This is a genomic window from Streptosporangium sp. NPDC049078 (assembly GCF_040648855.1).
Classification (GTDB): Bacteria; Actinomycetota; Actinomycetes; order Streptosporangiales; family Streptosporangiaceae; genus Streptosporangium.
In genome coordinates, this window is sequence record NZ_JBEZEL010000001.1 from 218,038 (window position 1) to 244,733 (window position 26,696).

25 protein-coding genes are annotated in these 26,696 nt (G+C 67.3%); 8 read left to right on the top strand and 17 right to left on the bottom strand.

The features are described from left to right. Nucleotides 1-5: 5 nt before the first annotated feature. The 6 genes from AB0B90_RS00875 to AB0B90_RS00900 form a co-directional block, all read right to left on the bottom strand. Nucleotides 6-887, bottom strand: coding sequence for a glycosyltransferase (locus tag AB0B90_RS00875; RefSeq protein ID WP_350946612.1), 882 nt, complete (start codon nt 885-887; stop codon nt 6-8). 195 nt (nt 888-1,082) lie between these two features. Next, entirely contained in the window at nt 1,083-1,850 is a 768-nt protein-coding gene (locus tag AB0B90_RS00880; protein ID WP_362920108.1) for a CDP-alcohol phosphatidyltransferase family protein, read from the bottom strand. Beyond that, complete coding sequence (locus AB0B90_RS00885) at nt 1,828-2,868, bottom strand: iron-containing alcohol dehydrogenase family protein (protein WP_350946452.1); 1,041 nt, start codon at nt 2,866-2,868, stop codon at nt 1,828-1,830. The genes AB0B90_RS00880 and AB0B90_RS00885 overlap by 23 nt, the downstream gene beginning before the upstream one ends. 5 nt (nt 2,869-2,873) lie before the next feature. Further along, nucleotides 2,874-3,608 carry a phosphocholine cytidylyltransferase family protein gene (locus tag AB0B90_RS00890; protein ID WP_350946451.1) on the bottom strand — a complete coding sequence of 245 codons (735 nt, stop codon included), beginning with the start codon at nt 3,606-3,608 and terminating at the stop codon, nt 2,874-2,876. Between the two features lie 106 nt (nt 3,609-3,714). Beyond that, the gene (locus AB0B90_RS00895; protein WP_350946450.1) at nt 3,715-4,338 is read right to left on the bottom strand and encodes a DUF5941 domain-containing protein; all 624 of its coding nucleotides are present in this window, start codon (nt 4,336-4,338) and stop codon (nt 3,715-3,717) included. Between the two features lie 171 nt (nt 4,339-4,509). Beyond that, nucleotides 4,510-6,054, bottom strand: a complete 1,545-nt coding sequence (locus AB0B90_RS00900; protein WP_350946449.1) for a CDP-alcohol phosphatidyltransferase family protein — start codon at nt 6,052-6,054, stop codon at nt 4,510-4,512. Between the two features lie 155 nt (nt 6,055-6,209). Between AB0B90_RS00900 and AB0B90_RS00905 the strand changes: the two genes are divergently transcribed. Beyond that, the gene (locus AB0B90_RS00905; protein WP_362920111.1) at nt 6,210-7,589 is read left to right on the top strand and encodes a bifunctional cytidylyltransferase/SDR family oxidoreductase; all 1,380 of its coding nucleotides are present in this window, start codon (nt 6,210-6,212) and stop codon (nt 7,587-7,589) included. Here the strand turns inward: AB0B90_RS00905 and AB0B90_RS00910 are convergent, their stop codons facing one another. Then, nucleotides 7,590-8,621, bottom strand: a complete 1,032-nt coding sequence (locus AB0B90_RS00910) for a glycosyltransferase family 2 protein (protein WP_350946611.1) — start codon at nt 8,619-8,621, stop codon at nt 7,590-7,592. It lies immediately after the preceding gene. A gap of 66 nt (nt 8,622-8,687) precedes the next feature. On the opposite strand from AB0B90_RS00910, the gene AB0B90_RS00915 reads away from it, so the two are divergent. The 3 genes from AB0B90_RS00915 (at nt 8,688) to AB0B90_RS00925 (ending at nt 11,334) form a co-directional block, all read left to right on the top strand. Continuing rightward, a complete protein-coding gene (locus tag AB0B90_RS00915; protein WP_350946447.1) occupies nt 8,688-10,181 on the top strand; it encodes an LCP family protein in 1,494 nt (497 codons plus the stop codon). Nucleotides 10,182-10,238: 57 nt separating this feature from the next. Further along, nucleotides 10,239-10,607 carry an STAS domain-containing protein gene (locus tag AB0B90_RS00920; protein WP_350946446.1) on the top strand — a complete coding sequence of 123 codons (369 nt, stop codon included), beginning with the start codon at nt 10,239-10,241 and terminating at the stop codon, nt 10,605-10,607. A gap of 331 nt (nt 10,608-10,938) precedes the next feature. Beyond that, on the top strand, nt 10,939-11,334 hold the full coding sequence (locus tag AB0B90_RS00925; RefSeq protein WP_350946445.1) for an STAS domain-containing protein: 396 nt from the start codon (nt 10,939-10,941) through the stop codon (nt 11,332-11,334). Nucleotides 11,335-11,494: 160 nt separating this feature from the next. Here the strand turns inward: AB0B90_RS00925 and AB0B90_RS00930 are convergent, their stop codons facing one another. The 6 genes from AB0B90_RS00930 to AB0B90_RS00955 form a co-directional block, all read right to left on the bottom strand. Continuing rightward, a complete protein-coding gene (locus AB0B90_RS00930) occupies nt 11,495-12,469 on the bottom strand; it encodes a class I mannose-6-phosphate isomerase (protein ID WP_362920113.1) in 975 nt (324 codons plus the stop codon). Between the two features lie 110 nt (nt 12,470-12,579). Then, nucleotides 12,580-13,785 carry an ADP-dependent glucokinase/phosphofructokinase gene (locus AB0B90_RS00935; protein ID WP_350946443.1) on the bottom strand — a complete coding sequence of 402 codons (1,206 nt, stop codon included), beginning with the start codon at nt 13,783-13,785 and terminating at the stop codon, nt 12,580-12,582. Between the two features lies 1 nt (nt 13,786). Then, on the bottom strand, nt 13,787-14,647 hold the full coding sequence (locus AB0B90_RS00940; RefSeq protein WP_350946442.1) for a ketose-bisphosphate aldolase: 861 nt from the start codon (nt 14,645-14,647) through the stop codon (nt 13,787-13,789). 67 nt (nt 14,648-14,714) lie between these two features. Next, on the bottom strand, nt 14,715-15,581 hold the full coding sequence (locus tag AB0B90_RS00945) for a carbohydrate ABC transporter permease (RefSeq protein WP_350946441.1): 867 nt from the start codon (nt 15,579-15,581) through the stop codon (nt 14,715-14,717). A gap of 1 nt (nt 15,582) precedes the next feature. Beyond that, on the bottom strand, nt 15,583-16,536 hold the full coding sequence (locus AB0B90_RS00950) for a sugar ABC transporter permease (RefSeq protein ID WP_350946440.1): 954 nt from the start codon (nt 16,534-16,536) through the stop codon (nt 15,583-15,585). Between the two features lie 55 nt (nt 16,537-16,591). Next, nucleotides 16,592-17,890, bottom strand: coding sequence for a sugar ABC transporter substrate-binding protein (locus AB0B90_RS00955; protein ID WP_350946439.1), 1,299 nt, complete (start codon nt 17,888-17,890; stop codon nt 16,592-16,594). Nucleotides 17,891-18,184: 294 nt separating this feature from the next. Here AB0B90_RS00955 and AB0B90_RS00960 point away from each other — a divergent pair, with 294 nt between their 5' ends. Together AB0B90_RS00960 and AB0B90_RS00965 are read left to right on the top strand one after the other, a co-directional pair. Continuing rightward, nucleotides 18,185-19,057 carry a DeoR/GlpR family DNA-binding transcription regulator gene (locus tag AB0B90_RS00960; RefSeq protein ID WP_350946438.1) on the top strand — a complete coding sequence of 291 codons (873 nt, stop codon included), beginning with the start codon at nt 18,185-18,187 and terminating at the stop codon, nt 19,055-19,057. After that, the gene (locus tag AB0B90_RS00965) at nt 19,054-19,398 is read left to right on the top strand and encodes a hypothetical protein (protein ID WP_350946437.1); all 345 of its coding nucleotides are present in this window, start codon (nt 19,054-19,056) and stop codon (nt 19,396-19,398) included. The genes AB0B90_RS00960 and AB0B90_RS00965 overlap by 4 nt, the downstream gene beginning before the upstream one ends. Before the next feature lie 155 nt (nt 19,399-19,553). Here AB0B90_RS00965 and AB0B90_RS00970 read toward each other — a convergent pair whose 3' ends face one another. Continuing rightward, on the bottom strand, nt 19,554-20,027 hold the full coding sequence (locus tag AB0B90_RS00970) for a TIGR00725 family protein (RefSeq protein WP_350946436.1): 474 nt from the start codon (nt 20,025-20,027) through the stop codon (nt 19,554-19,556). A 272-nt stretch (nt 20,028-20,299) separates the two neighbouring features. On the opposite strand from AB0B90_RS00970, the gene AB0B90_RS00975 reads away from it, so the two are divergent. Both AB0B90_RS00975 and AB0B90_RS00980 read left to right on the top strand, forming a co-directional pair. Beyond that, complete coding sequence (locus tag AB0B90_RS00975; RefSeq protein WP_362920117.1) at nt 20,300-21,919, top strand: ATP-binding protein; 1,620 nt, start codon at nt 20,300-20,302, stop codon at nt 21,917-21,919. Next, complete coding sequence (locus tag AB0B90_RS00980) at nt 21,837-22,469, top strand: RloB family protein (protein ID WP_350946434.1); 633 nt, start codon at nt 21,837-21,839, stop codon at nt 22,467-22,469. The genes AB0B90_RS00975 and AB0B90_RS00980 overlap by 83 nt, the downstream gene beginning before the upstream one ends. 117 nt (nt 22,470-22,586) lie before the next feature. Here the strand turns inward: AB0B90_RS00980 and AB0B90_RS00985 are convergent, their stop codons facing one another. The 3 genes from AB0B90_RS00985 to AB0B90_RS00995 all read right to left on the bottom strand — a co-directional run bounded on the left by AB0B90_RS00985 (nt 22,587) and on the right by AB0B90_RS00995 (nt 26,657). Next, on the bottom strand, nt 22,587-23,192 hold the full coding sequence (locus AB0B90_RS00985) for a DUF4240 domain-containing protein (RefSeq protein WP_350946433.1): 606 nt from the start codon (nt 23,190-23,192) through the stop codon (nt 22,587-22,589). Nucleotides 23,193-23,361: 169 nt separating this feature from the next. Further along, a complete protein-coding gene (locus AB0B90_RS00990) occupies nt 23,362-23,775 on the bottom strand; it encodes a YchJ family metal-binding protein (protein WP_362502428.1) in 414 nt (137 codons plus the stop codon). A 221-nt stretch (nt 23,776-23,996) separates the two neighbouring features. Then, nucleotides 23,997-26,657, bottom strand: coding sequence for a ricin-type beta-trefoil lectin domain protein (locus AB0B90_RS00995; protein ID WP_362920120.1), 2,661 nt, complete (start codon nt 26,655-26,657; stop codon nt 23,997-23,999). Between the last annotated feature and the right edge of the window lie 39 nt (nt 26,658-26,696).

A 26,696-nucleotide genomic window follows, 5' to 3' on the forward strand; every position in this document is an offset into this window, starting at 1 on the left:
GAAGGTCAGACGATCGGCGGACGGCCGAGGCGGAGCATCCGCCAGGCGGTCTTCCAGCCCATGGGGCGACGTTCTCCCGCGGGCTCGCGGAGCCCTTCCGCGAAGCCCTTGAACCAGGCGCGCAGGGCGGGCCTGGAGCGCTCGCGGACGAGGGTGAGCACCATCCAGTTGAGGAGGTAGAGCGCGGCCAGCGGCCAGGGAAGGTTGCGACGGGCGAGCCAGACCCGGTTGCGGGCGTTGAGGCGGTAGAAGTCGGTGTGCCGGGTCGGGGGGACCTGCGGGTGGTACATGACCGTCTCGGCGTCGTACTCGATGCGGTATCCCTCGCCGAGGAGCCTCCACGCCAGGTCGGTCTCCTCGTGGGCGTAGAAGAAACGCTCGGGGAGCCCGCCGACCTGGAGGAAGGCCGAACGGCGGATGGCGCACGCGCCGCCCAGGAAGGTGGTGACCGGAGAGGACCGCTCGGGGTCGCCCGCGCGCAGGCGGGGAACGTGACGGCGCTGGCCGATGCCGCCCTCGGGATCCTTCACCCGGAAGGAGACGACCGCGAGGTCGTGCTCGGTGGAGAAGCGCTCCCGCAGGTGGGAGACGAGCCCGGTGTCGGCGTACCAGCCGTCGTCGTCGAGGAAGAGGACGACGTCGCCGGAACACTCCTCGACGCCTCGGTTACGGCCCGCGGGAATGCCCGCGTTGTGGTTCAGCCGCACGCTCCTGATCGAGGCCGAGGACCCCGCGGGCACGGTGACCGAGAGTTCGGGGACGTCCGCGCCGTTGCCGACGATGACCACCTCGACGTCACCGTCGACCTGGTTCAGCGCGGACTCGACCGCGCGGTCCAGCTCGGGGACACGGTTGCCCATGGTGAGGATGACGCACGAGATCTTCAACGGGTCATCGTCCTGACGCGTCGAGAGCACGTACGGAGCATACTTTCATGATCACCGAGTCTGCTGGGTCGGGAATTCTGGCAGGGCTGGAGTTTCCTGGTATACCGGGGCACAAGCGTATCGGAACCGCCGACGAACACCCGCCAAACAGCGGTGTGTTCGCACCTACGACGCGCCCGGACGCCATCCGGTTCCTCATGAAAGCCGCCTGGACGCCAGAATGCTGATCAGATGCAGGATCATCTGCAGCACGGCGACGACCACGCAGGCCACCACGAGGACCCTCGTCGCCGCCAGCCCCCCGTCGATCGCGTCCCAGATCGCGGCGACCACGATGAGGAGTGACAGCTCGACCGCCTGCACGATCCGGTGGAACTTCAGCGCCGCGGCCGCCTTGCGCGCCATGCCCAGCCCGCGCGACCGGAAGTGCTCGGCCGAGGCCTCGGTCGCCGCGACCAGCCCGGAGCGGGCGCGGGCCACGTCGACCAGGTCGGTCTCCGCCTTGATCAGGATCGCGCCGAGCGCGGCGGCGAACCCCGTCACGGTGTACCAGTCGGGCAGGACCTCCGACGCCCGGAAGCCCAGCCCGATGAGGATCGCGGCCTCGGCGAAGTAGTGACCGACCCGGTCGAGGTAGACGCCCGTGATGGAGGTGCGCCCGGTCCAGCGGGCCAGCTCACCGTCGGAGCAGTCGAGCAGCAGGTAGAGCTGGACCAGCAGGGCCGCGAGGACGGCCGCCCAGAGTCCGGGCAGCGCGAGCACGGCTCCGGCCAGCAGGCCGGTGAAGATCATCAGCCAGGTGGTCTGGTTGGGCGTGATCGGCGTCTTGGCGAGAAACCAGGTGACGTAGATCGACAGCTTGCGCATGTAGAGAGCGCCGGCCCAGTGCTCGCCGCTGTTGCGGTCCATGGTCGTGTGCGGCTGGGCCACCGCACGGAGCTCAGCGACCGACGGCCCGGACATAATCCTCCACCCGATCGCGAATCTCCGGCTCCGACAGGCGCAGGTGCTCAAGAATCGTGTAGCGGCCGGGACGCGTGGCCGGGGCCAGCGCGACCGCCTCGGTGAACTCGGCCGGGGACAGCCCCACATCGGCGGGGGTGACCGGCAGCTCGTGCCCGCGCAGGCAGTCGACGACCTGATTGAGCCTCCGTGAGTCCTCGCGGAGGAAGAAACAGAACGCGGCACCTATCCCGGCGAGCTCGCCGTGGTTGGAGGTGCCGGGAAAAAGCTGATCCACGGCATGCAGGATCTCATGATCTCCGCCACTCGAAGGACGTGAGGATCCGGCGACCACCATCGACATGCCCGACAGGATAAGCGCCTCGGCCAGCACGGTCAGGAACGCGTCGGACTCGATCGAGTCGGATCTGCCGATCACCGCCTCCGCCGCGGTGCGGGCCATCGCGCAGGCCAGGCCGTCGATCGGCTCCCCGCGCTCGCCCGCGCCGAGCTGCCAGTCCTCGATCGCCGAGAGGTTGCTGACCACGTCACCGACCCCGGACCTGACCAGCGAGGCGGGCGCGTCGTGCACGAAATCGAGATCGACCATGATGGCGAGCGGCATGGGGACGCCGAAGGAGCCCTTGCCCCCGTCGTGCGTGAGCGAGGCCACCGGCGAGCAGATCCCGTCGTGCGACAGGTTGGTGGCCACCGCCACCATCGGGATCCCGGCCAGCGACGCGGCGTACTTGGTCACGTCGATGGTCTTGCCGCCGCCGATGCCCACGACCGCCTCGTACGCCCCCTTGCGCAGGTCGGCGCCGAGCGAGATCGCCGCGTCGACCGAGCCGTCGGGCACCCGGAAGACCTGGGCCTGGCCGAGCGAGGGAGTGATCACCGAGGCGATCCTGTCTCCCTGGCCCGCGCCCACGGCCACCGCCACCCGACCGGAGGTCGCCACCCTGCTGTCGGCCAGCAACGTGCCGAGCTGGGCGACGGCGCCCCGGCGCACCTCCATGGACAGGGGCGCCGGGAGCATCCTGGCTAGTATCGGCACGCGATCTCCCGCGCCTTGGCGAGGTCGTCGTGGTTGTCTACCTCGACCCACGGGACGTCGCCGATCGGAGCGACGGCGATCTTCTCACCGCGGGCGACGAGCTCCTGGTAGCCGTCCTCGTAGTAGAGCTGCGGGTCGCGCTCGAAGGTGGCCTGGAGGGCGTCGGCGAGGCGGTCGCCGATGCCGGAACGGATGAGCGTGGCGCCGATGTACTCACCGGCGGCGGCGGCCGGGTCCATCAACTTGGTGATCAGCCGCAGGTGACGGTCGTCGTCGAGGGTCACCTTCATCTCCTCGTCGGCGAGCTTCTTGACGTCGTCGACCGCGAGCAGGATGTCGCTGGTCGCCGGCGCGGAGAGCAGCGTCTCCTCCACCGAGACGGGGTGCACCGTGTCACCGTTGACCAGGAGCACGCCCTGGTCGAAGTAGTCGCGCGCGCACCACAGGGAGTAGGCGTTGTTCCACTCCTCGGCCTTGTCGTTGTGCACGAGGGTGAGCTTCACACCGTGCCGCCGCTCCAGCTCGGCCTTGCGCTCGTGTACCGCCTGCGCCTGGTAGCCGACGATGACCACGACGTCACGAAGATCGGCCGCCGCGAGGTTGCGCAGCGAGATGTCCATGATCGTGGTGTCGCCGTCGACCGGCACGAGCGCCTTGGGCAGCGTGTCCGTGTACGGCCGCAGGCGTCGTCCGGCCCCGGCGGCCAGCACCATTCCCAGCAACGTGCACTCCTCATTCGGGTGAGAGCCTCCCGGCGGGCACTCCTAGGCCCCAAAGATTAGTTGCCTTCACGCCCTGATCGTGTAATCGGGCATTTGCCGGGCGTTCTCAATCGTGGGTGCCGAGGTCGGCCGCGTCCACCCCGAACCTCGGGGCGGCCAGCCAGCAGGTGACACTTTCCCAGGAGAAGAGGCACCACAGGTAGAGCGAGAGCAGGGCGAACATCAGCGTGACCTGCCCGGCGAGCCCGCCGAGGGCGATGAGCAGCATCCGGCCGTCCCAGCCGAGGCCGGATGTGGCCAGCCAGGCGGGCGGGTAGACCCGCTGCCTCAGCCGATAGACGACGTCGTAGTGGTGGAAGGCCATCGCGCCGAGCAACATGAAGATCAGCCACGGCGGCACGTCGTGCGCGAAGCCCACCGAGGCCACGAAGCCGTACTCGGTGAGGCGCAGGATCGGCGGCACCAGCCAGTCGAGCCGGCCGTCGTGCGGATGGGAGCTGCCGGGACCGGCCAGCAGCAGCGCCACCGCCGGGGCGAACACCGCGGGTCCTTCGGTGCCGGCCACGCCGACGAGGAGCAGCACCCCGGTGACGAACATCCCGACGATCGCGGGCGGCAGCGGCGGGAGTTGCCCGGCCACCATGGCGCCCATGCCCCTCGACAGCACCCCGTCGTCCCGGTAGGCGACCACGGCGCTCCGCGGCACCGGCGCCATATGCACAGAAATCATGATCGCACCTGCTTCTTCCACTTACCTGAGGGTCGCCTGACGGGAGATCCGTCCGGGTGAGGAGAGACCCGAGGCGAGATTCGTCCCGGGTGAGGAGAGACCCGAGGACGGATTCGTCCCTCGTCCGGCGGGACATCCGTCCCCGCCGGTCATCGCGCCCGCGGCCTCCGGTCATCGGCTGAGCGATCTGCCGGTCCGGCCGGAGAGGACGTAGAGGGCCGCGATCCCACCCCAGACCAGCAGCGCGACGAAGGTCACCCGGGCGTTGAAGAAGGCCGCGGTCACCGCGATCAGGGCCATCCGTTCCCCGATGGGCAACACGATGATCTTCTTGAACCAGCGGGTGGGCGACGCCTTCTCCATGGTCCGCGAGAGCCGCAGGATCGGGTTGCCGCCTCCTGTCCAGGCGCCGTCCGCGGCGGCCGCCCTGCTCAGCGAGTCCGTCCTCCCCAGCGAGCCCGCCGACCTGGTCCAGGCCGCGCCCACCCGGCTCGCGTCGGCCCGCGCGCCCGCGTACGAGAAGTCGATCACGTGGCGGAGCATCTGCAGGATCATCGCGGCCACCGCGAGCGCCCAGATGCCGTCAGGGCCGCCACCCGCGACGTCCGCCCCCGCCGCGTATCCGACGGCGAGGCCCAGGTAGACGGCGTACTCCTTGACACGGTCGAAGGTGGCGTCCAGCCACGCCCCGAGCGGCGAGAAGGTGCGGGTGTAGCGGGCGAGCTGCCCGTCGACGCAATCGAGCACGAACGACAGGTAGAGCAGGACCGCCCCCGCGATCAGCCCCGGTCTGGTGCCCTCGGAGAACCAGACCGCCGCGAGCGCGGCGAGACCGACGGATATGCCGGTGACCGCGTTCGGGGTCAGGCCGAGCCCGGCGATCGGCCTCAGCAGGTGCCTGGACCAGGAGCTCACCGCGTACGTGGCGAAGAAGCCGTCGTCGCTCTTGACCGCGGCGTCCAGCCTGGCCTCGTTCTCGTCGACCTCGGCCAGCCGGGACACGGCCACGTCGGCGTCCGCCTGCACGGTCATCCGGTCGGCGTGGAGGCGGCCGAGTCTCGCCGCGCGCACCTGGACGCCGGAGCGAACGAGGCCGACCAGGAGCAGGCCGGGGACCTCGCCGCCGTCCATCGGGCCGAAGCCGCCCGCCTCGGCGAGCTCGGCGAGCGTCTCGGTGGTCTCGGCGAAGCCCGCGAGATCGGGCACGCCGACCTGGAGCGCGCCCCTGAAGGTGCCGTTGGTCTCGCCCACCTCGTGGAAGGAGGTGCCGGCGGCCACCACCGACCTGCCCTCGATCCTGACCGGCGGTCGCGTCGGCCCCGGCGGCTCGTCCTTTCCGCCCACCAGCGCGCAGGTGTCGCGGGCCGGGTGCTCCACGAGCATGGCCAGCGCCTCGGTGTGCGCCACCAGGTCACCGGCGACCACCAGCACCGGCCCGACGGACGAGCGGGCCGCCTTCGCGACCCTGCGCAGGTCGTCGGCGAGCCCTTTCGGCCCCTCCGTCCCGATCATGTGGGTGCCGCCCGGCACGTGGATGATGTCACTGGAACGGGCCATCACGTGCACATCCCGTACGGGAAGCGTGGCGAGCTGGCCGGTCAGCCTGTCGAGGAGCGTCCCTGCGGAACATCGCAGGTCGGACGCCTCGGTGGTGGCGAGCACGACCGCGACCGCCTGCGAGGCGTCGGACGAGACGGTGGCGCGAGAGTCAGGCAATCCGGGCTCCTTCGTATCCGACGGGATCACCGTACGAATCGGGGAGTGCGCACTCAGCGTAGCTAGATCTTGACGGGATAGCACGGGAGCACGCCGGACGATCAGGGACACACCCATTACGCTCGCCATACCCGAACTGTCAAAGGAATCCGATCGTGGCCGAACGTGAACCGCGTCCCCGAACCGTCGGTGTGGTCCTGGCGGGCGGCGTCGGCCGACGCGTCGGCCACGACACCCCCAAACAACTGCTGGAGATAGCGGGCAGGACGATCCTCGAACACACCCTCGCCCTGTTCCAGGAGGCACCGGAGATCGACGAGATCATCGTCCTGATGGCGCCCGGCTTCACCGGCGAGGTGGAGCGGATCGTCGAGCGCAACGGCTTCACGAAGGTCGGCAGGATCCTGGAGGGCGGCGCGAGCCGCCCGGAGACCACCTGGCGAGCGCTGCAGGCCCTGGGTGCGCAGGAGTGCCACGTGCTGCTGCACGACGCCGTACGGCCGCTGGCGGACAGAAGGATCATCGCCGACTGCGTCGAGGCGCTGAGGACCTTCTCGGCGGTCGAGGTGGCGATCCCGAGTTCCGACACGATCGTGGTGACCTCGCCGGGGCCGCACGGGGAGATCGTCAGTGACGTCCCCGACCGTGCCCGCCTGCGCCGCGTCCAGACCCCGCAGTGTTTTCGGCTCTCGGTGATCCGCGAGGCGTACGAGCGTGCCTTCGCCGATCCCGGCTTCGGCGACCGGCCGGCCACCGACGACTGCGGCGTGGTGCTGCGCTACCTGCCCGACGTGCCGATCCACGTGGTGCCGGGCAGCGAGCGGAACATGAAGGTCACGCACCCGGTGGACCTCTTCGTCGCCGACAGGCTCCTCAGGCTCGCCGCGAGCGAGGTTCCCTCCCGCTCGGACACCGCCCTGCGCGAGGCGCTGGAGGGCAGGACCGTGGTGGTCTTCCGCGCGGACGACGGCGCGGGCGCCGAGGTGGCGCGACTCGCCGGAGATTACGGCGCCCGGGTGTTCCCCTTCCCCGGATCACCGGCCCCCGGCGAAGTGCGCGTGGACGACCCCCGGGCGGTGGCCGACGCGCTCGCCCGGGTCGTCAAGGAGACGGGCGGTGTCGACTACGTGATCAGCGCGGCGGGCACGCCACCACAGGGCAGGCTCGACGCGGTGGACGACGCCACGATCGCCGGGACCGTGAACGCGGACCACCTCGGTCCCGTCACCGTCGCCAGGGCGGCGCTCCCCCGTCTCCGCGAGACGCGGGGACAGTTGCTGTTCCACTCCCCCTCTCCCGGTGGGGACGGGGCGGGCGAGGGCCTGCGCTCCTTCGCGGGAGCCGCCGTGGCCGGGCTGACCCTCGCTCTCGCCAGGGAGTGGACGGAGTACGGGATTCGGGTCAACTGCGTGCAACCCGGACGGGCCGGAGCCGCGACGCCGACGAGCCCGTCCTCCTCGCACACCGTCGCCCGCACCTCGCTGGACGTGCTCGCCTCCGGCGTCACCGGTCAGGTGATCGACTCCCGTCCTTGATCAGCCGCCCGCGTGGTCGGCCTTTCCCAGCCTTCTCGGGCTGGTGAGAAAACCCCAGCCCCACGACATGTGCATGGTGACGTAGACCAGCGGCAGCCGGACGAGCGCCGGGGTGGGCAGGCCGCTGCCGGTGATCGCGGAACCGGCGAGGATCGCCGCCAGGTAGCCGCCGGGGATCAACAGCCCCGGCCAGAAGAACGGGGAGACCACCAGGCCCGCCAGGATGGCGAGCACGGCGAGCGGAGGCGCCAGGTAACGCAGGTTGATCGTGCCCTCGTGGGTGCGGGCGACCACCCTGCGCCAGCGGCCGTAGTGGAAGTACTGCTTGGCGAGGGCCTTGAGGTTGGGCCTCGGGCGGTAGGAGACGCGCATCCGGGGCTGGAACCAGACCAGGCCGCCCGACTCGCGGATGCGGTGGTTCATCTCCCAGTCCTGGGCGCGCTGGAAGTGTTCGTCGTAGCCGCCGACCCGCTCCAGCGCGGCGCGGCGGAACACACCGAGGTAGACCGTGTCGGCCGGGCCGGCGGTGCCGCCGGTGTGGAACCGGGCGCCGCCGACACCGATCTTGGACGTCATCGCGCGGGCCACGGCCTGCTCGAAGGGAGTGACGCCCTCGGCCGCCATCACGCCGCCCACGTTGTCGGCGCCGGTCTCCTCAAGGGTCTCCACCGCGACCTGGAGGTAGTCCTCGGGGAGCATCGCGTGGCCGTCCACCCTCGCGATGATCGAGTTACCGGACGCGGCGATCGCCGCGTTGAGCGCGTTGGGAGTGCGGCCGGTCGGGTTGGGAACGACGATCACCCGAGGGTCGGCGGCGGCGATTTCGTCGGCGACTTCCTGGGTACGGTCGTGGGAGGGGCCGATCGCGAGCACGACCTCGATCGGTCCCGCGTATCGCTGCGACAGCACCTGACGCACCGCCTCCCTCAGATGGCGCTCCTCGTTCAGCACCGGGATGACGATGGAGATGGGGGGCCAGACACGTGTCTCGGAAGACGACGCCGGCGAGGGCGAGTCGGGGAACTGCTTCATGGCGTCGCTCACGCTACTGTACGAACGGGTACCTCATCGACCCAGCTGGAGCCTAGGGGGCCATGCATGCGCGACCCGGAGGAGGATTCGGGTGTGCACGTGGGCGGTGACGCCTACGGAAGCGTCCGGGTGGACCCGAGGCGTGTTCGCAGGTCGGCGAGGGGCGCCCGCACCAGGCGGCGCGGCCTGGTGATCGCCGGCGCGCTGTCCTGCCTGGTCCTGGGCAGTTCTGGAGTGACCTGGGCGTTGACCAACTACGCCACGAAGAAGATCGAGGCGGTCGACGCCGGGGTCCAGGGATCGCGGTCGAGCACCGGCGCGATGAACATCCTGGTGGTCGGGGTCGACAAGCGTGACAACCTCACCCGCAAACAGCAGAACCAGCTCAAGCTGGGCCGCGAGACCGGCGAGCGCACCGACACCATGATGGTGATCCACGTGTCGGAGGACCACCGCAAGGTCACCGTGGTCAGCCTCCCCCGCGACACCTGGACGGCGATTCCCGGCAACGGCGAGCACAAGATCAACGCCGCCTACCAGTTCGGCGGCCCGAAGCTCACGACGCGCACGGTGCAGGCCGTCACCGGCCTGACCATCCATCACTACGTCGAGGTCAACGTGCTGGGGTTCATCGAGGTGGTCGACGCCCTCGGCGGCATCTCGGTCTGCACCCCGGTCCCGATCAACGACCCGAAGACCGCGCTCAACCTGCAGCCGGGCACATACTCCTTCGACGGCGTCAAGGCGCTCGCCTACGCCCGCACCCGCGCCACCGCCCGCTCCGACCTCGACCGCATCGACCGCCAGCAGCAGGTGATCTCCGCGTTGCTGAACCAGGCGCTCAGCGGTGAGACGCTGACCAACCCGGTCAGGCTCGCCTCGTTCGTCGACACGGCCCTCGACACGATCCGGGTGGACGACGCGCTCCGCGGGGACCTGCTCGGCCTGGCCGACCAGCTCAAGGACGTCTCCACCGACGACGTGACCTTCGCCACGGTCCCGCTCGCGGACGTCGACTACAAGACGCCGACCGGTGAGTCCGCCGTCCTCTGGGACAAAGCGGCGGCCAAGGAGTTGTTCCGCAGGATCGCCGCCGACGAGACGCTCGTCAAGCCCTCCAAGCCCCCTAAGGCCACGCCCACCCCGACGGCCTCCCCCTCGGCTCCCGCGCTGACCGTCGCGCCCTCGCGGATCGCCCTCACCGTGCTCAACGGCACCACGATCACGGGGCTGGGCGCGCAGACCAGGGCGGACCTGCAGAGGGTCGGCTTCCTGGTGCCCGAGATCCCCGGCAACACCCCGCAGAAGGACTTCGACAAGACCGTCATCCGGTACGGCCCCGGCCGCGAGGACTCGGCACACACCGTCGCCGCCGCGCTGCCCGGAGCGGACCTGCGCCCGGTGGAGAGCCTCGGCGACAAGATCGAGGTGGTCGTCGGCCGGAAACACGAGCGGGCGAAGAAGGTCACCGTGCAGGAGACCGCCGCGCCTACAGCGGTCGCCACCCCTACCGCGACTCCGACAGCAAGAACAGCGACCGACAATATCTGCAAAAAGTGAGCTACGTGCATAACAACCTTCTGCCAGGGAAGCTGAAAAGGCACGGAGGTGATGATCGTGATCTCGACATTCGACGTTCAGACGTGGCGCAGTGGCACCTGTGTGGTCGTACAGGCGGCGGGCGAGCTCGACATGGCCGTGGCTCCGCGGTTGCGCGCGGAGATCGACCACGCCCTGGAGGACGCCGGAACCCCGAACCTGGTGCTGGACCTGACGGGCGTGCCGTTCTGCGACTCGGTGGGGCTGGGGGTCATCGTGGGCACGCTCACCCGGATCAAGGAGGCCCACGGTCACCTCATGCTGGTGGTGAGCCCCGGCATGATCACACACCTGTTGACGATCACGAATCTCGACAGGCACTTCGAGACGCGAGCCACCCTGCGCGACGCGCTCGACGCCATGGCCCCGAGCCATTCCGCGGGCTGACTCCGCCCAGCTCAGGCCCGCTTTCCCACCCGGCGCAGGACCCTCTCCCGCCACTCGGGAACCACCCTGACGACCCTTCGGGGACACGGCTACAAAGCTGTTTCCTTGAATAGCTGGCACATATCCAGGTTGGCATCTACACTTCGCTTCGAAGCTACACGATCACGGAAAGCGATGGTTCGCACCGTTAGGGAGTATCGTGGCTTCAGATCGTCCATCCCCTCCGCGCCCGCACGACGCGGCCAGGGAGGCGGCGAGCTGAGGCCAGGCGTCCGAGCGACACCCCCTGGCCGGATACGTACATTCACGTCAGCCTGCAGGGAAGTGGGCGATGAACGCACTGCAACTCACGAGCGAGCACGCCGATGGCTTCGTGGTCATCACGGTGGCCGGTGAGCTCGACCTCGCCACCAGGCCGAAACTGTCGGTCTTCACCCAGGACGTCATCGACGCCCGCCCCGGTACGGTCATCATCGACCTGTCAGGCGTCACCTTCATCGACGCCTGCGGCCTGAGCGCGCTGATCGCCATCAGGCGGCACGCGCGCGAACGGGACACACCTCTGCTCCTGGCCGGAGCCCCGCCCGTGGTTCTCAAGCTCCTGAAGCTCACGAACCTCGACGCGTCCTTCACCGTGGTCTCCCGCTCGGGAGCGATGAGCCCTCCGCCGGGCTGTCCCGAGGCCGCCTCACATCCCAAGACGGCCTCCCCTCTCGCCGACCGGTAGAAGCCGGCCCACACCGCCGCCCAACCGGAGAGGTTTTCCGCCCGGGATCGACTACTCCTCCCGGGTCGGGCGACTCTCCGTTCACCAGGGCCGGGTCGAAGATCCGCGAGGTCCGCGGATGGTCAGGGCACTCGATGTGGGTCGGCCCGCGGTCATGTCCTCAGCCCGACGGCGGACGGTGGGGAGCGGTGGGCGCCGACATGTGGATCACCTCGATCTCGCCGTCCAGGAGAAGCGGGCCGGCCGCGTACGGAACCAGCAGCGTGTCCCCCCTCCTGAGCGACCAGTCGTCCTTCCCGCCGGTCAGCCTTCCCACGCCCGACACCGCGACCAGGACGCCGAACCCCTGGTCCAGGCGGTCGCCGCCGCGCACGCGGCGTGCGGAGAAGAACTCGTCGGCGGCCTCGGGCAGCAGTCGCGCCGGAGTGCCCCGAAGCCCGTCCAGGCGCGACGGCGTCCACGCGCCGCGGTCGACGCAGCCCAGGGCGAGGTCGTAGTCGAGGCCGAGGTGGCCGTCCGACAGGCCGAAGCCCTCGTACTCCAGCAGTACGGAGAAGTCGGTCGGCTCCTGGATCTCGACCAGCAGGATGCCGTCGCCGATCGCGTGCGGCAGTCCTGCCGGGCAGAGGATCGCGTCACCGGCCGCGACCGGGACCTTGTTGGTGGCGGCGAGCATCCGCTCGGTCTCCTGGCCCGCCACCCAACCGGCCAGCTCGCCGGCCTCCACGTCCCGGGCGAAACCCAGGTGGACGTACGCGTCGGGCCGCGCGGAGACGATCACCCATGCCTCGGTCTTCCCGTAGGGCGAGGCCAGGTGCGCGTTCGCGAAACGGCGGTCGGGGTGCACGTGCAACGGCAGCCGCTGCCCGGCGTCGAGCAGCTTCACCAGCACGCCGGTGTCGGTGCGCCCGGGACCGAGCCACCAGGCGGGGTCGGCGGCGATCGCCTCGGCCAGCACCCGGCCGTCCCGCAGGGTGGACAGCCCGGAAGGGGCGAGCCCGAACCTGCTGGTCACCGAGCCCACCCAGTCCTCGGGGCGATCGGGCAGCGCCGGTGCGCCGCGGAACTCCGCGATCCGGCCTGCGCCGCGGTAGAACGTCTCCGGCTGGTTGGCGGACAGTATCTCGATGGTCATCGGGCCTCCTTACGAGCCGACGCGACGGGAGACGGGCATCGGTTTTCCATACGCGCCGGCGCGGCGGGAGACCGTCGGTTCTCCGTGCGCGCCGACGCGGCGAGCGATGGTCATCGGCGCTCCTCGCGGGCCAGCGCGGCGAGAAAGCCCCCGACGAACGTGTCCCCCAGCCCGACGGTCGTGGGGTTCTGGACGTCGAGCGAGAATCCCGGGACGCAGTGGACGGTGTCGCCCATCCGCTCGTGCAACGCCCTCGCGAAGGCGACGGACTCGATCCTTCGCGGTCGTCGGCGCAGCCGGTCGACGTCCTCGCCGGTGAAGTCGTCACCGTGGCAGTAGCGGGTCGCGGCCATCACGGTGCCGGTGTCGAGGGCGTCGGCGTACTCGCCCGCGCCTTCCCCGAACGCCGCCGCCCAGTACTTCGTGTGCAGCACCAGCGTCGGCACCGGGATGAGCGCGCGGACCGCCGTGAGCGCGGCGGCGACGTCCTCCGCCGAGAGCAGGTCGACCTGGCGTCCGAGGTACGACTGCATCTCGTCCTCGTTCAGCCCGTACACGTCGATCTCGTCGAGCAGCGCGTCCCTGACCCGGTGGCTGAAGGCGGGCTCGTGGTACGCCGCGTCCTCGAAGTAGGTCACCGCCCCCGGCGGCAGCCGCCGCATGTGCGAGCGCAGCTCGGCGAGGCGCCGGTCGAGCTCCGCCTCGTCCTGCATCGCGTTGAGGCCCGAGATGAGAAAAACCTCCGCCTTGGCGAGCCGGTCGCCCAGGTCGTCGGTGAGCAGCATGTCGCCGTTGGCCGGGTCGTTGACGTAGATCAGCCGGTTCGGGAACGGCGCGGTGATGTCGAGGTCACCGCTCCGGATTCGCAGGCCCTGGTCGTACTGGACGATCAGGTGGGGGTAGAAGGTGTCCTCGACGCCGCTGGAGACGTAGTCACCGTCCGGCGGCAGCAGCCGCCGGATCGTGTCGTTCACGCTGACCAGGTGGAGCGTCGACGGCACGCCCAACCGGCTCATCAGGATCCCGGCCCGCACCGAGGTGCCGCCCAGGGTCGCCCGGTAGGGGAAACGGTCGGCGAAGGCCTCGAGCGCCGGGGCGGAGGCGACGAAGTGCTCGCCGCCACGGCCCCGGGCCACGTATCCGAGAATGGACACCACGAGGTCCCGCTCGCCGGTCACGGTAACCGGCGGCGACTCCAGTTCGGCGGCGAGGATGCCGTAGTCGGCGACCAGCCGCTCCAGGACGCCGGCGGTGAGCGTCAACTCGTAGTCGACGCAACCGCCGAGGCCGAGAACCACACGGGACGCGTCGGCCATGTCAGTAGAGCGAGCCCTTGCCGGCGGCGCCGAACAGGTCGATCTTGTGGGCGGCGACCGCCTTCATCGCCTCGACGCACGCGGGCTGGATGCTGTTCGGCTCGCGCAGCTTTCCGTCGGCGAGCATCTCGCGCATCTTGTCGTGGTACGCGACCTTGATGTCACTGGAGATGTTGATCTTGTTGATGCCGATCCGCGCGGCCTCGGCGATCTCGTCGTCCGGGTTGCCGGAGCCGCCGTGCAGCACGAGCGGAATCGGCAGCCGGCTCTTGATCTCCTTGAGCAGGTCGAGCTTCAGCTCGGGCTTCAGGTGCGCCGGATAGATGCCGTGGTAGGTGCCGATCGCGATGGCGAGACTGTCCGCACCGGTGACCTCGACGAAGGTGACCGCGTCGTCCGGATCGGTGTAGATGATCGTGTCGGCGCCCTCCTCGGCCTCGCCGTCGGTCGCGCCGATCGTGCCGAGTTCGGCCTCCACGGAGATGCCGAGGGCGTGCGCGGAGTCGGCGACCCGCTTGGAGATGGCGATGTTCTCGTCGAACGGCTTCAGCGAGGCGTCGATCATCACGGAGGTGAAGCCGTACTGGATCGCCTGCAGGATCTGCTCGTAGGTGGCGCCGTGGTCCCAGTGGATCGCGACCGGGACGCTAGCGTTGTGCGAGCGCTCGATGATGCCGGTGATCATCTCGCGGCCGATGTGCCGCGCCTCGTCGGGGTGGATCCCGACGATCAGCGGCGCGTTCTTCTCCTCGCTGATCTCCACGATGCCCTTGAACATCGCCCAGTCGCTGATGTTGAACGCGGGCACGGCGAAACTGTGCTCGTTGGCGACGTCCAGAATCGCCTTGCCGGTCGTCAGCATTTCGGTTTTTCTCCTTATAAATGGGGGTGTGTCTGGTTACTGGGGGGTGTTCAGCGGCCGGGAGGGATCAGGCCTTGACGGCGCCGGCGGTGAGCCCGCCGATGAACCGCCGCTGGAAGAGAAGGAAGAGGATGAGAACGGGGATGGAGCCGAGGATGCTCATCGCCATCATCTGGTTCCACTCGTAGGAGTGCTGGCCCATGAGCAGCTGGATGCCGATCGGCACCGTGCGCATGTCGTTGGTACGGGTCAGCGTGAGCGCGAACAGATACTCGTTCCACGAGATCATGAACGTGTAGATCCCGACCGCGATCAGACCGGGCACCGAGACCGGCACCAGGATCCGCCACAGCGCGGTCCAGCCGGTACCGCCGTCGACCTTGACCGACTCGTCCAGCTCGCGCGGCAGCGTGTTCAGGTACGCGGTGATCATGATGATCGCGTACGGGAGGGTGAACACCATGTGCGTGAGGATGAGGCCGGGATAGGTGTTGTACAGGCCGAGCCCGACGACGAGCCCGAAGTACGGGATGACGAGCGTGATCGGCGGCACCGCCTGGACGCTGACGATCACGGCGTTGATGGTCCGCTGGAACGGGAACGTGAAGCGGCTGAACGCGTACCCGGCCAGGATCGCCACCAGGAGCGTGAGGGCCGTCACCGCGAGGGCGACGATGTAGCTGTTGAGGAAGAACCGCAGCTGCTCGCCGCTGCCCAGGATCTCGCGGTAGGCGTCCAGCGAGAAACCCTCGGTGATCAGCTGCGGCGGGCTCTGGAAGACCTCTCCGTTCCCCTTGAACGAGGTGGAGAGCATCCACAGGACCGGCAGGACGGCGAACAGCGCGCCGAGGACGAGTCCCGTGACGACCCCGGCCTTCGCGAGGGTGTGCCGCGTCTTGACGGTCATCCTGACGCTGCTCTTGACGCTGGCCATCTCACCGCTCCCTTTGCTGGCGTACGTAGAAGAAGGCCAGGACCATCGTGAGCAGCAGTACGACCACGGCGGCCGCGGACGCGGTCGCGAACTCGTACTCGCTGAAGGCCTGCTTGTAGGTGTAGGTGCTGAGCATCTCGGTGGTGTTCAGCGGCCCGCCGCCGGTCATCATCCAGATCAGCGCGAACTGCTGGGACGTCCAGATCAGGTCGAGCACCGCCATGCCGATGATCACCGGCCGCAGCTGCGGGAGCGTCACGTTCAGGAAGCGCCGGAGCGGATTCGCCCCGTCCACCGCGGCCGCCTCGTACAGGTCGGCGGGAATGCCCTGCAACCCGGCGAGCAGGCTGATCATGAAGAACGGATAGCCGGACCAGATGTTGACGAAGGTGACCGCCCAGAGCGCCGTGCTCGGGTCACCGAGCCAGTTCACACCCTCCTGGATGAGGCCCAGCGTCTGCAGCACGTAGTTGACCACGCCGGCCGGGTCGAGCAGCAGCCGCCAGATGACCGCGATCACCGCGATCGTGAACAGCCAGGGCAGGATGTAGACGATCCGGAAGACGGCCTTCGCGACCCCGCCCAGCAGCCGCGTGTTGAGCATCATCGCGAAGGCGAGGCCGAGGACGAGGTGGGCCACGGTGCTGACCGAGATGAAGATCGCGGTGTTCTTCAGCGCGGCCAGGAAGTCCGGGTCGGTGAGCACCTTGGCGTAGTTGGCGAACCCGGCGAACACCGAGTTCTCCTGGATGATCACGTTGTCCCGGAACGAGTAGCCGACCACCATGACGATGGGGACCACCATCAGGAGCACGATCAGCAGGATCGTGGGGGACAGATAGCCGTACGGGACCAGGCGCCGGGCCGGGGTGGAGCGGTCGCGGCCGGGGGCGGCCCGCCCCGGCGGCGGCGCGCTCTCCGGCGCGGTCATGGGTTCGACTTGCGCCGATGTCATCGCTGTCTCCTTGGTCAGGCGCCGCGCCGGCGGAGCGGCGCGGCGCCCGGGCGGACTACTCGATCACCGAGGACCAGGACTCCTGGGACTTCTGGAGGGCCTCGTCGACGCTCGTCTTGCCGGTCAGCACGAGCTGGAGCTGCTCGTCGAAGCTGCGCATCAGGTCCTCGGCCTTGGGCAGGCCGACGAACTCGTTGGCCGGGTAGCCCTGCTGGTAGATCTCGAAAGCGGTCTTGAACATCGGGTCACCGCCGCTGAAGTCGGGCTCCGCGTTCTTGTTGCCGGGGAAGCCGTTCGCGATCGTGCTGAGCTTCGCGTTCGCCTCCTGGCTCATCAGGTAGGACACGAACTTGAACGCCTCGGCCTTGTGCTCGGTGGAGTCGGAGATGCCGATGCCCCATGACGCGTAGGGGATGCCGCGCTTGCCGGTGTAGCCGTCCTCGGCGGGCAGGGCCGCGATCTCGAACTTCAGGTCCGGCTTGTTCTTCTTGATCAGGTTGATGTGCGCGAGCGAGTCGATCATCATGCCGACCTGGCCGTTGGTGAACTTCTCGACCTTGTCCTGCTCTTTCATGGTGAGCGAGCCCGGCGCGATGGCGTCGGCGTCGTTCAGGCTCTTCACGAAGTCGACCACGCCCTTGACCTCGGGACTGGTCAGGTTCGGCTTGCCGTCCTGCAGCATGCTGCCGCCCGAGGCCCACAGCCAGGACATGACGTCGTTCTGGATGCCGTTGGGCACCGCGGTGTCGAGCGGGAGCGCCCAGCCCTTGGCGTTGCCGCCGGTCGCACTGATCTTCTTGGCCGCGTCCAGGAACTCGGAGCGCGTGCCGGGCACCTTCTCGATGCCCGCCTTGGTGAGCAGGTCCTTGTTGACGAAGAGCGGGTAGACGAAGTTGACCACCGGGATCATGTACGTCTTGCCGTCGAGCTGCACCTGGCTGGCGAGCTGGCTGTCGTCGTAGCCCGCCTCGGCCATCAGCTTGGACATGTCGGTGATCGCGCCCTGCTTGGCGAAGTCGTTCACCCAGGCGCCGTCGAGACCGACCACGTCGGGCAGGGTCTTGGACGCCGCACCGGTGAGCAGCTGCTGCTTGGTCGAGGCGTACGGCGCACTCAGCAGCTTGATCTTGATGTTCGGGTTCTGGGCCGTGAAGTCGTTGATGATCTTGTCGAAATCCTCGGCCGGGAGCTCGGCCCCCCACCACTGCGCGAACTCCAGCGTCACGGTGTTGTCCGCACCGGCGTCAGCCGAGTCGCTTGTGCTGCCCGAGCCGCACGCCGCAACGAACGCGACCATCGCGGCCGCTGTCACCGCCCCTGTCAGTCGCCTCAGCCGGGCTGCGCGAATCGTCATGGCCAGCTCCTTCCACATCTAGATCTTTCTGTTTTCTGCTGTGTGGCGGTCACGTTAGCAGCGCATTACGAACGTAAACAAGAGAAGAACGGCAGAAAGCTGCGCACTATGGCAAAGTCTCGCGCCGCACGGCAGGGCAGGCGTCTCGGCCACCTGCTTCGACCTGGAGATGAACAGGGAGATGCATGGCTTCGAGGACCCCGCCCACCCTTGCAGGTTTTCGCTGTTCTATGCTGCGATGCACGTGAGCGGGGTGCGTTTGTGGCATACTGCCGCACTACCGAAGGGAGATCAGTGAGCGGCGACAGGGACGATCGGCAGCGCCACCTACCTGCCGGACGCAAGGCCCAACTGGCCGCGTACGTCTCCGACACCGGGCAGGTCACGGTGAGCGAGCTGGCGGAGCGCTTCGGCGTCTCCATCGACACCGTGCGACGCGACCTCGACCAGCTGAGCGCCGACGGCATCCTCGTGCGCACGTACGGCGGCGCCGTCAGCCTGTCCACGATCTCCCGCACCGACCGCGCCGTCGACCAGCGACTCAACGAGCAGGAGAAGGAGAAGGAGAAGATCGCGGCACTGGCCGCGGCACTCGTCCAGGACGGCTCGACCATCATGATCAACGGCGGGACGACCACCCTCGCGTTCGCCCGCGGCCTGCGCCAGCACCGCGACCTCACGGTGGCGACGAACAACCTGCTGGTGCCCGGCGCGCTGCCGCCGACGGCGATCCGCGACATCTACATCTTCGGCGGCGCGGTGCGCTCGCTCACGCTCGCCACGATCGGCCCGGTCAGCTTCCGCACCAACACCGGCACCGAGCTGGACGTCAGCTGCGACCTGGCGCTCATCGGCGTCGGCGCCGTCTCCGCGGACGCCGGCTACACGACGAGCAACCTCGCCGAGGCAGCGATGATGCAGGAGATGCTCGCCCGCGCGGCCCGCGTGGCGATCCTCGCCGACTCCTCCAAGTTCGGACGCCGGCTGTTCGCCCAGGTGTCGGAGCTCGGCGCCGCCGACTACCTCATCACCGACACCATGCCGCCGCCCGACCTGAGAGACGCCCTCGCCGCGAACGAGGTGGAGCTGATCACCCCCGCGGCTCCACCGAGGCCACGAGAGGCCAGGAGCCAGCCCGTTTCCCCCACGCGAAGGAGTAACGAATGACACGTCCGGTGTCCGCCGGTTGGACCGGAGCGGTTCTCGCCGCTCTCCTGCTGACCGGTTGCTCCTCCGACCAGCTGGGCGATCGCGGCGGCAAGGAGAACGCGGCGCCGGACAAGGTCGGCGACGTCGACTACGTCGAGGTCTTCCGCAACGCGGACAACTTCCCCAACGTCGCCCGGATCTGCGTCGAGGGCCTCGCCTTCGCCAGCACGTCGAGCGGGGCACGCGGCGAGAGCGGCGTCGCCAATCCCGCGCTGCTCCGCATCCCCGAGTGGGACACCACATGCGCCAAGCACTCGAAAACCCCTCCGGCACCAAGGACGAGTCCCTCCCCGGGCTGACCCTGGACCTGACCGTCTCCGCGGGAATCCCGAGCGGCTCTCACGCGAAGAAGCGCACAACCGTGGGAGTGAGAACTCGCGGGGATGGCGCCACGAACGGAACAGGGCGTCTCCGGAGCGTGTCGCGGCCGGTCTCTCAGGCCCCCCTCCGGGGGTCACCGCCATAGCCCCGTGGCCGCCACCGCCTCCTCAGGAGACGAGACGTGCGTGATACCGGCGACCGGACGCCCCTCCCCGTCGAGGATCCGCCAGCCGCCGAGCTGGACCACGGGGACACGGCCGTACCGCATCGCGAACGCCAACTCGGACAGCGTGCCCCATGATCCGCCGATGACGATCACGGCGTCCCCCGAGTTGACGATGACGGTGTTCCGCGCCTCCCCCAAACCGGTCGGGATCACGATGGAGAGATCGGGATTGGCGTCCGCCCTGTCCGACCGGGGCAGAACGCCGACCACCGTTCCACCCGCCGACCGGGCACCGGCCGCCACGGCGGCCATCACCCCGGTGTGACCACCGCAGATCACCACCGCACCGCGCTCCGCCAGTAATCGGCCGACCTCGCGGGCGTTGGACTCCTCCTGCGCCGTACACTCGCGCGGACCGCACACCGCCACCTGAATCGTCACGTGGGGATCCTGCCCGCGAGCGACGACCACCGACCAGAGACCTCCAAGGTGACCGCGAGGCGCGCGCCGAACGAACACCTGCACCCCGCCCACGACCCGCGAAACCGCCCTCGGACATAACCTCCCTCCCGATCCACACGACACACGGAATCGGGTCCACGGGCATGATCGGCAGCCGGGTCTCCGCTGGTCGTGCGCTACGAGGCGTGCCCTCTGAAGGAGGAGGCGCCGGGGACCTCCTCTCGATGCACCGAAATCCGGAGCCGGGGCCCATGATCGCGGCCGATATCCGACCCGCTCAGACGGAGGTTCCTGCATCAGTCGTGATCTTTGATGCCGCAGGTGATGGTGCACTCGCAGAGCCAGGAGGGCCGATTTTTACCATCTACACGCTCAAGGACCTACCTCCCGGTAGCTTTAAGGCGCATAATCGTCAAGTAGTGACGCTCGGGGCCCCTAGTCACACACCCATGTCCGAGAGTTGCCTGACGGGAGGCAAGGTGCTGCTCCGCTTCCGTGTCGCCAACTACGCGTCGTTGCGCGACGAGCAGGAACTCAGTCTGGTTGCGCTGGACGAGCATGGCGATCTAGCGGTGCGGAGTCCGACGCGAGAGGACCTGTCGGTGCTACCGGCCGTTGCCATCTATGGTGGCAACGCGTCAGGAAAGTCCAACCTGCTTCAGGCGTTACGCTTCATGGCAAATGCCGTCGAAGAATCCCATCAACTGTGGAAGCCCGGAGCGCATATCCGGCGCAACAATTTCCGTTTTGACGAAAAAAGCCACATCAATCCCACGGAGTTCTCCGTCGATATCGCGCTCGACGGGGTTCGCTATGAGTATGGGTTCTCTCTGGATGACCACGAGATAAAGAGCGAGTGGCTCTACAGCTTCACCAGACAGCAACGACTGGTCCGACGCCTCATATTCGAGCGAGCAGGGCCACAGGGAAGTTCCATCCGCTTCGGCGAGAGCCTCAAAGGGCGAAAGCGGGCAATCGCCGACCTGGTAAGACCGAACAGCCTGTACCTCTCAACGGCTGCCGCAAACAACCATGAGCAGCTTACCCGGATCTATCGTTGGTTTGAGAGCGATATTTCGTATGTGGCTGCAGGCCATCCACATCAAAATCCTATCGCCACCCTGCACGGGCTGTCAGAACATGGCCGAAAAAGCGTTCTGAGCCTACTCAACTACGCAGATTTCGGCATCACCGATGTTCGCCATGAGCAGCAACCGTTTAACGCAGAGATACGGGAGAGGTTTCTAGCGCTCATCAAAGTGATGGACCCCGAAAATGCCGCCGATGAGAGCGTCGAGGTGCAGGGGCCGCCAAAAATCGATTTTGTTCATCGCGTAAACGAGCGAGAATACACCCTGTCGGCGGACCACGAATCCAGTGGAACGCGTGGCTGGTTCGCCCTTCTGGGCCCCGTTGTCAATGCGCTCTCGCTAGGCAAGTTGCTGGTGGTCGACGAGCTGAATGCTTTCCTGCACCCCTTGCTGGCTTCCGAGCTTTTGAAACTGTTTCAGAGCCCGACTTACAATAAGCTAGGCGCTCAAATACTTTTCAATACGCACGACGTGACCCTTATGTCTCCACTCGCCGATGCCCGGTTGAGACGCGATCAGATCTGGCTGGCGGATCGCGCCTCCGACGGAGCGACAGAACTGCACCCCCTGACGCGATACCGGGTAAGGGAGGGCCTCGACAACGTGTTCCGGGGCTACATGCTCGGCCGGTACAGAGGAGTGCCGATTTTCGACGATCACTTCTTGGAGCGCGCCCTGAGAGGGCACACTGGTTCACATGTCGCTCCGCAGTCGGAACAAGCCCCTGAAACGGACTCCGGGAAACCTGCCGGGCAGGAAGCGCTTCCTCGTCTACTGTGAAGGTGAAGTCACAGAGCGCGTTTACCTAGGAGCGCTGGTGCGGGACCTTCGAATCCCCGGCGTTCGCTTTGGTTCGACCCACGGGGAGCCACTAGGGCTTGTGCGAGCTGCTCTTGACCATAAGCGGAGAGCGCCTAACTCCCTTAGTGATAAAAAGACTCCATATGACCAGGTTTGGTGCGTAATAGATGTTGAAGCGCCAACCCCTCATGGCTCACTAGAGCAAGCATTGGTTCTGGCCAGACAAAATAACATAAAGTGCGCCATCTCTAATCCCTGCTTTGAGCTCTGGCTCATACTGCACGTGAAAGATCAGCGCACCTACCTAACAACAGACGAAGCTTGTGCTTCACTGGAAGCACAAGGGGGATGCGCCTACACCCGCAACGGAAAGAGCTTCGAGCCTACCGCCATCATGCGGAGCTATGAACTCGCACGCAAACGTGCTCAGACACTCGAAGAAGCTCACAAGATTGAGCCCAGGCCGGCGAAACGAAATCCATTCACTTCCGTTTGGGAGCTTGTCGACAGTTTGCGCGCTCAAATGTAAAGAACGGGATAGATCATTTTGCGCGATCAGGCTTGACACTGCTCACAGCCGGTGTTCCGATCGCACTTTTAGCCAGTTGTCACAGCCGGCGACCGATGTCGCAACCTCAAATCGACCTCAGAAAATGCCCAGATAACTAGCCACCCGGGGAAGCCTACGGCCTATCTCCGCCTCGTCCTCGAAGTCCCATTCCTCACCGTCGAAATTCTCGCCAAGGAGAGGGAACTTCGCATGGACCCCCCGAGCGTGGACAACGTCGCCCAGATGACTCGTATCCAGGCCAGTGGCCTTTCGATAAGGCTCGAACGTCACGTAGGCAAGGAGTTCGAACTCCGGTTCCTCGTTCACCGACCATACAGGGTACTTACCGGCGGCGATCCTCGCGCGAAGCACTTTCATCAGACGCAGGAATTCGGGCAGCTCGACCAAACTGTCCGGATCGGCCGCCACCTGTTCGAACGCCACACGGCCAAGGCTGACGAGCCAGTTCACGAAGTACTCGAAGGCGTTGAACGACTGCCGCGAAAAGACGTAGCAGTACACCGCGTACATGTCCCAGGTGCAGAGCCTGCTCGTCGCGGAGTCCCACCACATCGAGAAGTCGGCGATCTCCTCGGCCGAGCGCCGGGAAAGCTCGCCATCCAGCCAGGCAAGTCGCTTCTTTCTGGTATCGGTCTCCCGGTCGGACCGATCGACCAGCTCCCAGAAGGCGTCCTCATCCATGGGACATGATTCTGGCATTCACGAACATCCCCGAATAGATCACGACCGTCTTCCTTCACGGCACGCGGAGTCCCCACGGACAGAGCAAACGCTTGGATGCACCATGGCGGTACCCAGAAAGGGTTCACGATCGTGTTGACGGCACCGCCTCCGCCGCGGAACGAGGCTTTCAGAGCGCCCCGACGTACACCCAGTCTCCCCCGTGCCTGACGAAGCGACTGTGCTCCTCCAGGTGGCCCTCCTCGCCGCGCTCGACGTAGTGGGCACGGAAGCGGACGGTGCCCTCGGTGTGGAAGGCGCTGCCGCCGGTCGTCTCCGTCACCTCCAGTCGCGTCCACCGCAGCCCGCCACCGAGGTCGACGGCGGGCGGGCGCGTCGACGGGTGCCAGGTGCGCAGGAGATAGCCGGCGTCGCCGACGCTGAAGGCGCTGAACCTCGACCGCATCAGCGCCTCGGCCGTCGTCGCGGACGCCTCCCCGCGGTGCAGTCGCCCGCAGCAGTCCCCGTACGGCGCGGGCAGGCCGCACGGACACGAGGCGGTGGGCGCGAAACGGACTCGGGACCGTGGATCACGTCGTGGCACGCCCCCAGTATGCCCGCGCCCTCCACCGGGCCCGTTCCCTGCACCCACCTCGGCCCCGGAAACCGGCCGGATCCGTTCCGCGGGCATGTCGTTCCGTTTGCAAGGCCCCGTCCGGCGGGTCACCTCACCGGTGCCGCATCGGCCTCCGAGGGGATTTCGGCCCTCGCCGGGATGGCCGCGGGCGGCGCGTACGACCGCCCGCGACCCGGTGGGAGCTCACGTCAGTTGCGCAGGCTCCACTGCTGGTTCGTGCCGCCGTTGCACGCCCACAGAATCATCCTCGTACCGTTGGCGGTGCCGGCACCGTTGGCGTCCAGGCACAACCCGGACTGCACACCGGTGATGGTGCCGTTGGAGTTGACGTTCCACTGCTGGTTGGTCTGTCCGTTGCAGTCCCAGATCACGACCTGAGTGCCGTTCGAGGTGCCCTGGCCGTAGGCGTCCAGGCACTTGTTGCCGAACACCTGCAGTTGCTTGCCCGAGGTGTACGTCCACCGCTGGCCGGTGCCGCCGTTGCAGTCCCACAGCTGCGCCTGAGCGCCGTTGGTCGCCGTGCCGCCGTTGATGTCCACGCATCGACCCGACTGGCCGCCCACGATCGTGCCGTTCTGCTGGTTGCTTCCGCCGCTTCCCTGCCTGACGAGCGATTTCGACTCGGCCGACCGGTTCCCCTGGGCGTCCACGACGTAGAGCCGATATTCACCGTTCGACGTCGGAACGGCGATGGAGGTCGCGGTTCCGCTCGCCCTGGTCATCGTGTTGCCGGCGGCGAAGGACGTCGTACCCAGGGGGGCGAGCCAGACCGACTTGCTCGCGTCGCCGGCGCTGCGGATGGGAATCGACGTCGCACCGGCGCTGACGACGGTGCTGGCGGGCAGGACGTAATCCGGCAGGGAAAGATTGCTCTGCGGAATGATGTTTCGGTACGCGTCCTCAAGTCCGGAATTCACCGCGATGCTGTACGCCTGCGACGGCCAGACGTAGTCGGAGGACACGAGGATGTCGTGGACCGTGCTGTTCGGCAGGTTCTTGTTGGAGACCTTGTTGATGGGGCCGTACGTCTGCGTGATGCTCAGATCGTGCTTGCGCCCGAAGTCGTCGGAGTTGATGAGCCACGTGATGTTCTTGTCCACGCTCAGGAGGTTGTCGCGGAAAACCATGTTTCCCGAGCCCTCGTCCGGGTGGAGTCCGTACTTGTGGCCGGACGGGACGCCCTGCATGTAGTTGTTGGTGATCGTGGTTCCCGGCTGGTTGCCCAGCGTGTAGACGGGAGCCGTGTCGCTCAGGCGCTGCACCGTGTCGATGAAGTGGTTGTAGCTGATGGTGTTGTTCCTCGCCGTGGTGGTCGGCCGGTTGGGCGCGATCGAGCCTGACGATCCGTCGAAGTTCCACCATCCCCAGCCGAGCGTCACACCGGACCAAGGGGTCTTCTCGATGCGGTTGCGCTGGATGGACAGGCCGTCGGCGAAGTACGCCGAGATGGGGCTGTGCCCGTTGAACAACACGGCGCTGTCGTAGATGTAGTTGTTCTTGATCTCGATGTTCTTGGGCGCGCCTTCGACCTGGGCGGGATACTTCTCGCGGTTCGTCGAGGTGTGGTCCCCGATGTAGACGTGCTGGGGATGGCCCACGGCGATGGCGGATCCGGCGATGTCGTTCGTGTAGTTTCCGATCAGCTTCGTGTTCACCACGTCGTTGACCATGTTGATTCCGTCGACGCCGGTGTGCTGCACCCTGTTGTTCTGCAGGACGAGCCCGTCGGCGTTCTCGATCTGGATGATGCCGGGCGCCATGTCGACGTTGCGGTAGTAGTAGACGTGGAAGTTCTGCCTGGCGTACGCCTGCGCACCGAGGTTGCCCTGCTGGGCCTGCTTGAGCACCGAGCCGGCCACGTTGAACAGGTTCCAGTCGGAGTGCTGGACCGTGAGGCCGGAGAAGGTGATGTTCCGGGCGCGACTGCTCGTGGAGGTGCCGGCGACCCTGAGGAGGGTGGACACGTTGTTCGGCGCGAAAACCGTCGCGGTGGTCATGTTCTCGGAGCTCGCCTTGTAGTAGTACAGCGTCCGGCTCGTCTTGTCGAAGAAGAACTCGCCCGGCGCGTCCAGGAACTCGTAGGCGTTCATGACCTTGTGGCTGCCGTTGATCTGGGCGTTGCCGTTGAAGGCCCCCTGGGCGATGGCCGCTCCCGGTTGCTGGAACTGGACGATCCGGTTCGCCCCGTCAGAGGTGACCTGCCGGGCTCCCACGATGGCCGTGGTCCAGGTCGTCCCCGTCTCGATTTCGATGTCGTCCTGATTGGCGGCGATGGCGGGAAAATCATTCAGGTTGTACTTCACCCCCGCGCACTGCGAACCCGATTCCCACGCCCAGGACGCCTGCCCTGCCGTGATGCTGTAGGTGCCGTAGCATCCCGCGGAGTTCATCGTCTTCGAAGCCATGAACGCTCGCTTGTCGTTGACGTAGAGCGCGCGAAGCTTGTTGCTGCGATTCAGCGGGGCTTTCCAGATGTTGCCGCTGTGCTGCGTCCATCCGGTCACCTGAACGCCTCCGCTGAGGATCGGCGTCTCGTTCTGGTACGCGGCGTATATGACCCGGTAACCATTCGTGCCGGAGTCGGCCGACGTGAAGTCGACGGTGCTGCCGATCGAGTAGTTGCCCCCGCGGAGATACACGTAGATGTCGTCCGTCATGTTGGCGTTCACCGTACGGACGACGTCCCGCGCGCGCTGCAGGGTTCTGAACGGCGACGTGATCGTTCCGGGGTTGGCGTCGTTGCCGTCGGGGGCGACGTAGTAGGTCGCCTGGGCCGCCGCCGAGGCCGAGGTATTACCCACGAAGGTCGGCAGCACCGCGGCGGCGAACACCGCGAGCGCTGCTAACACCTTCCCAGTGGTGGACGAGGCTGACTTCACGCTCTGTTC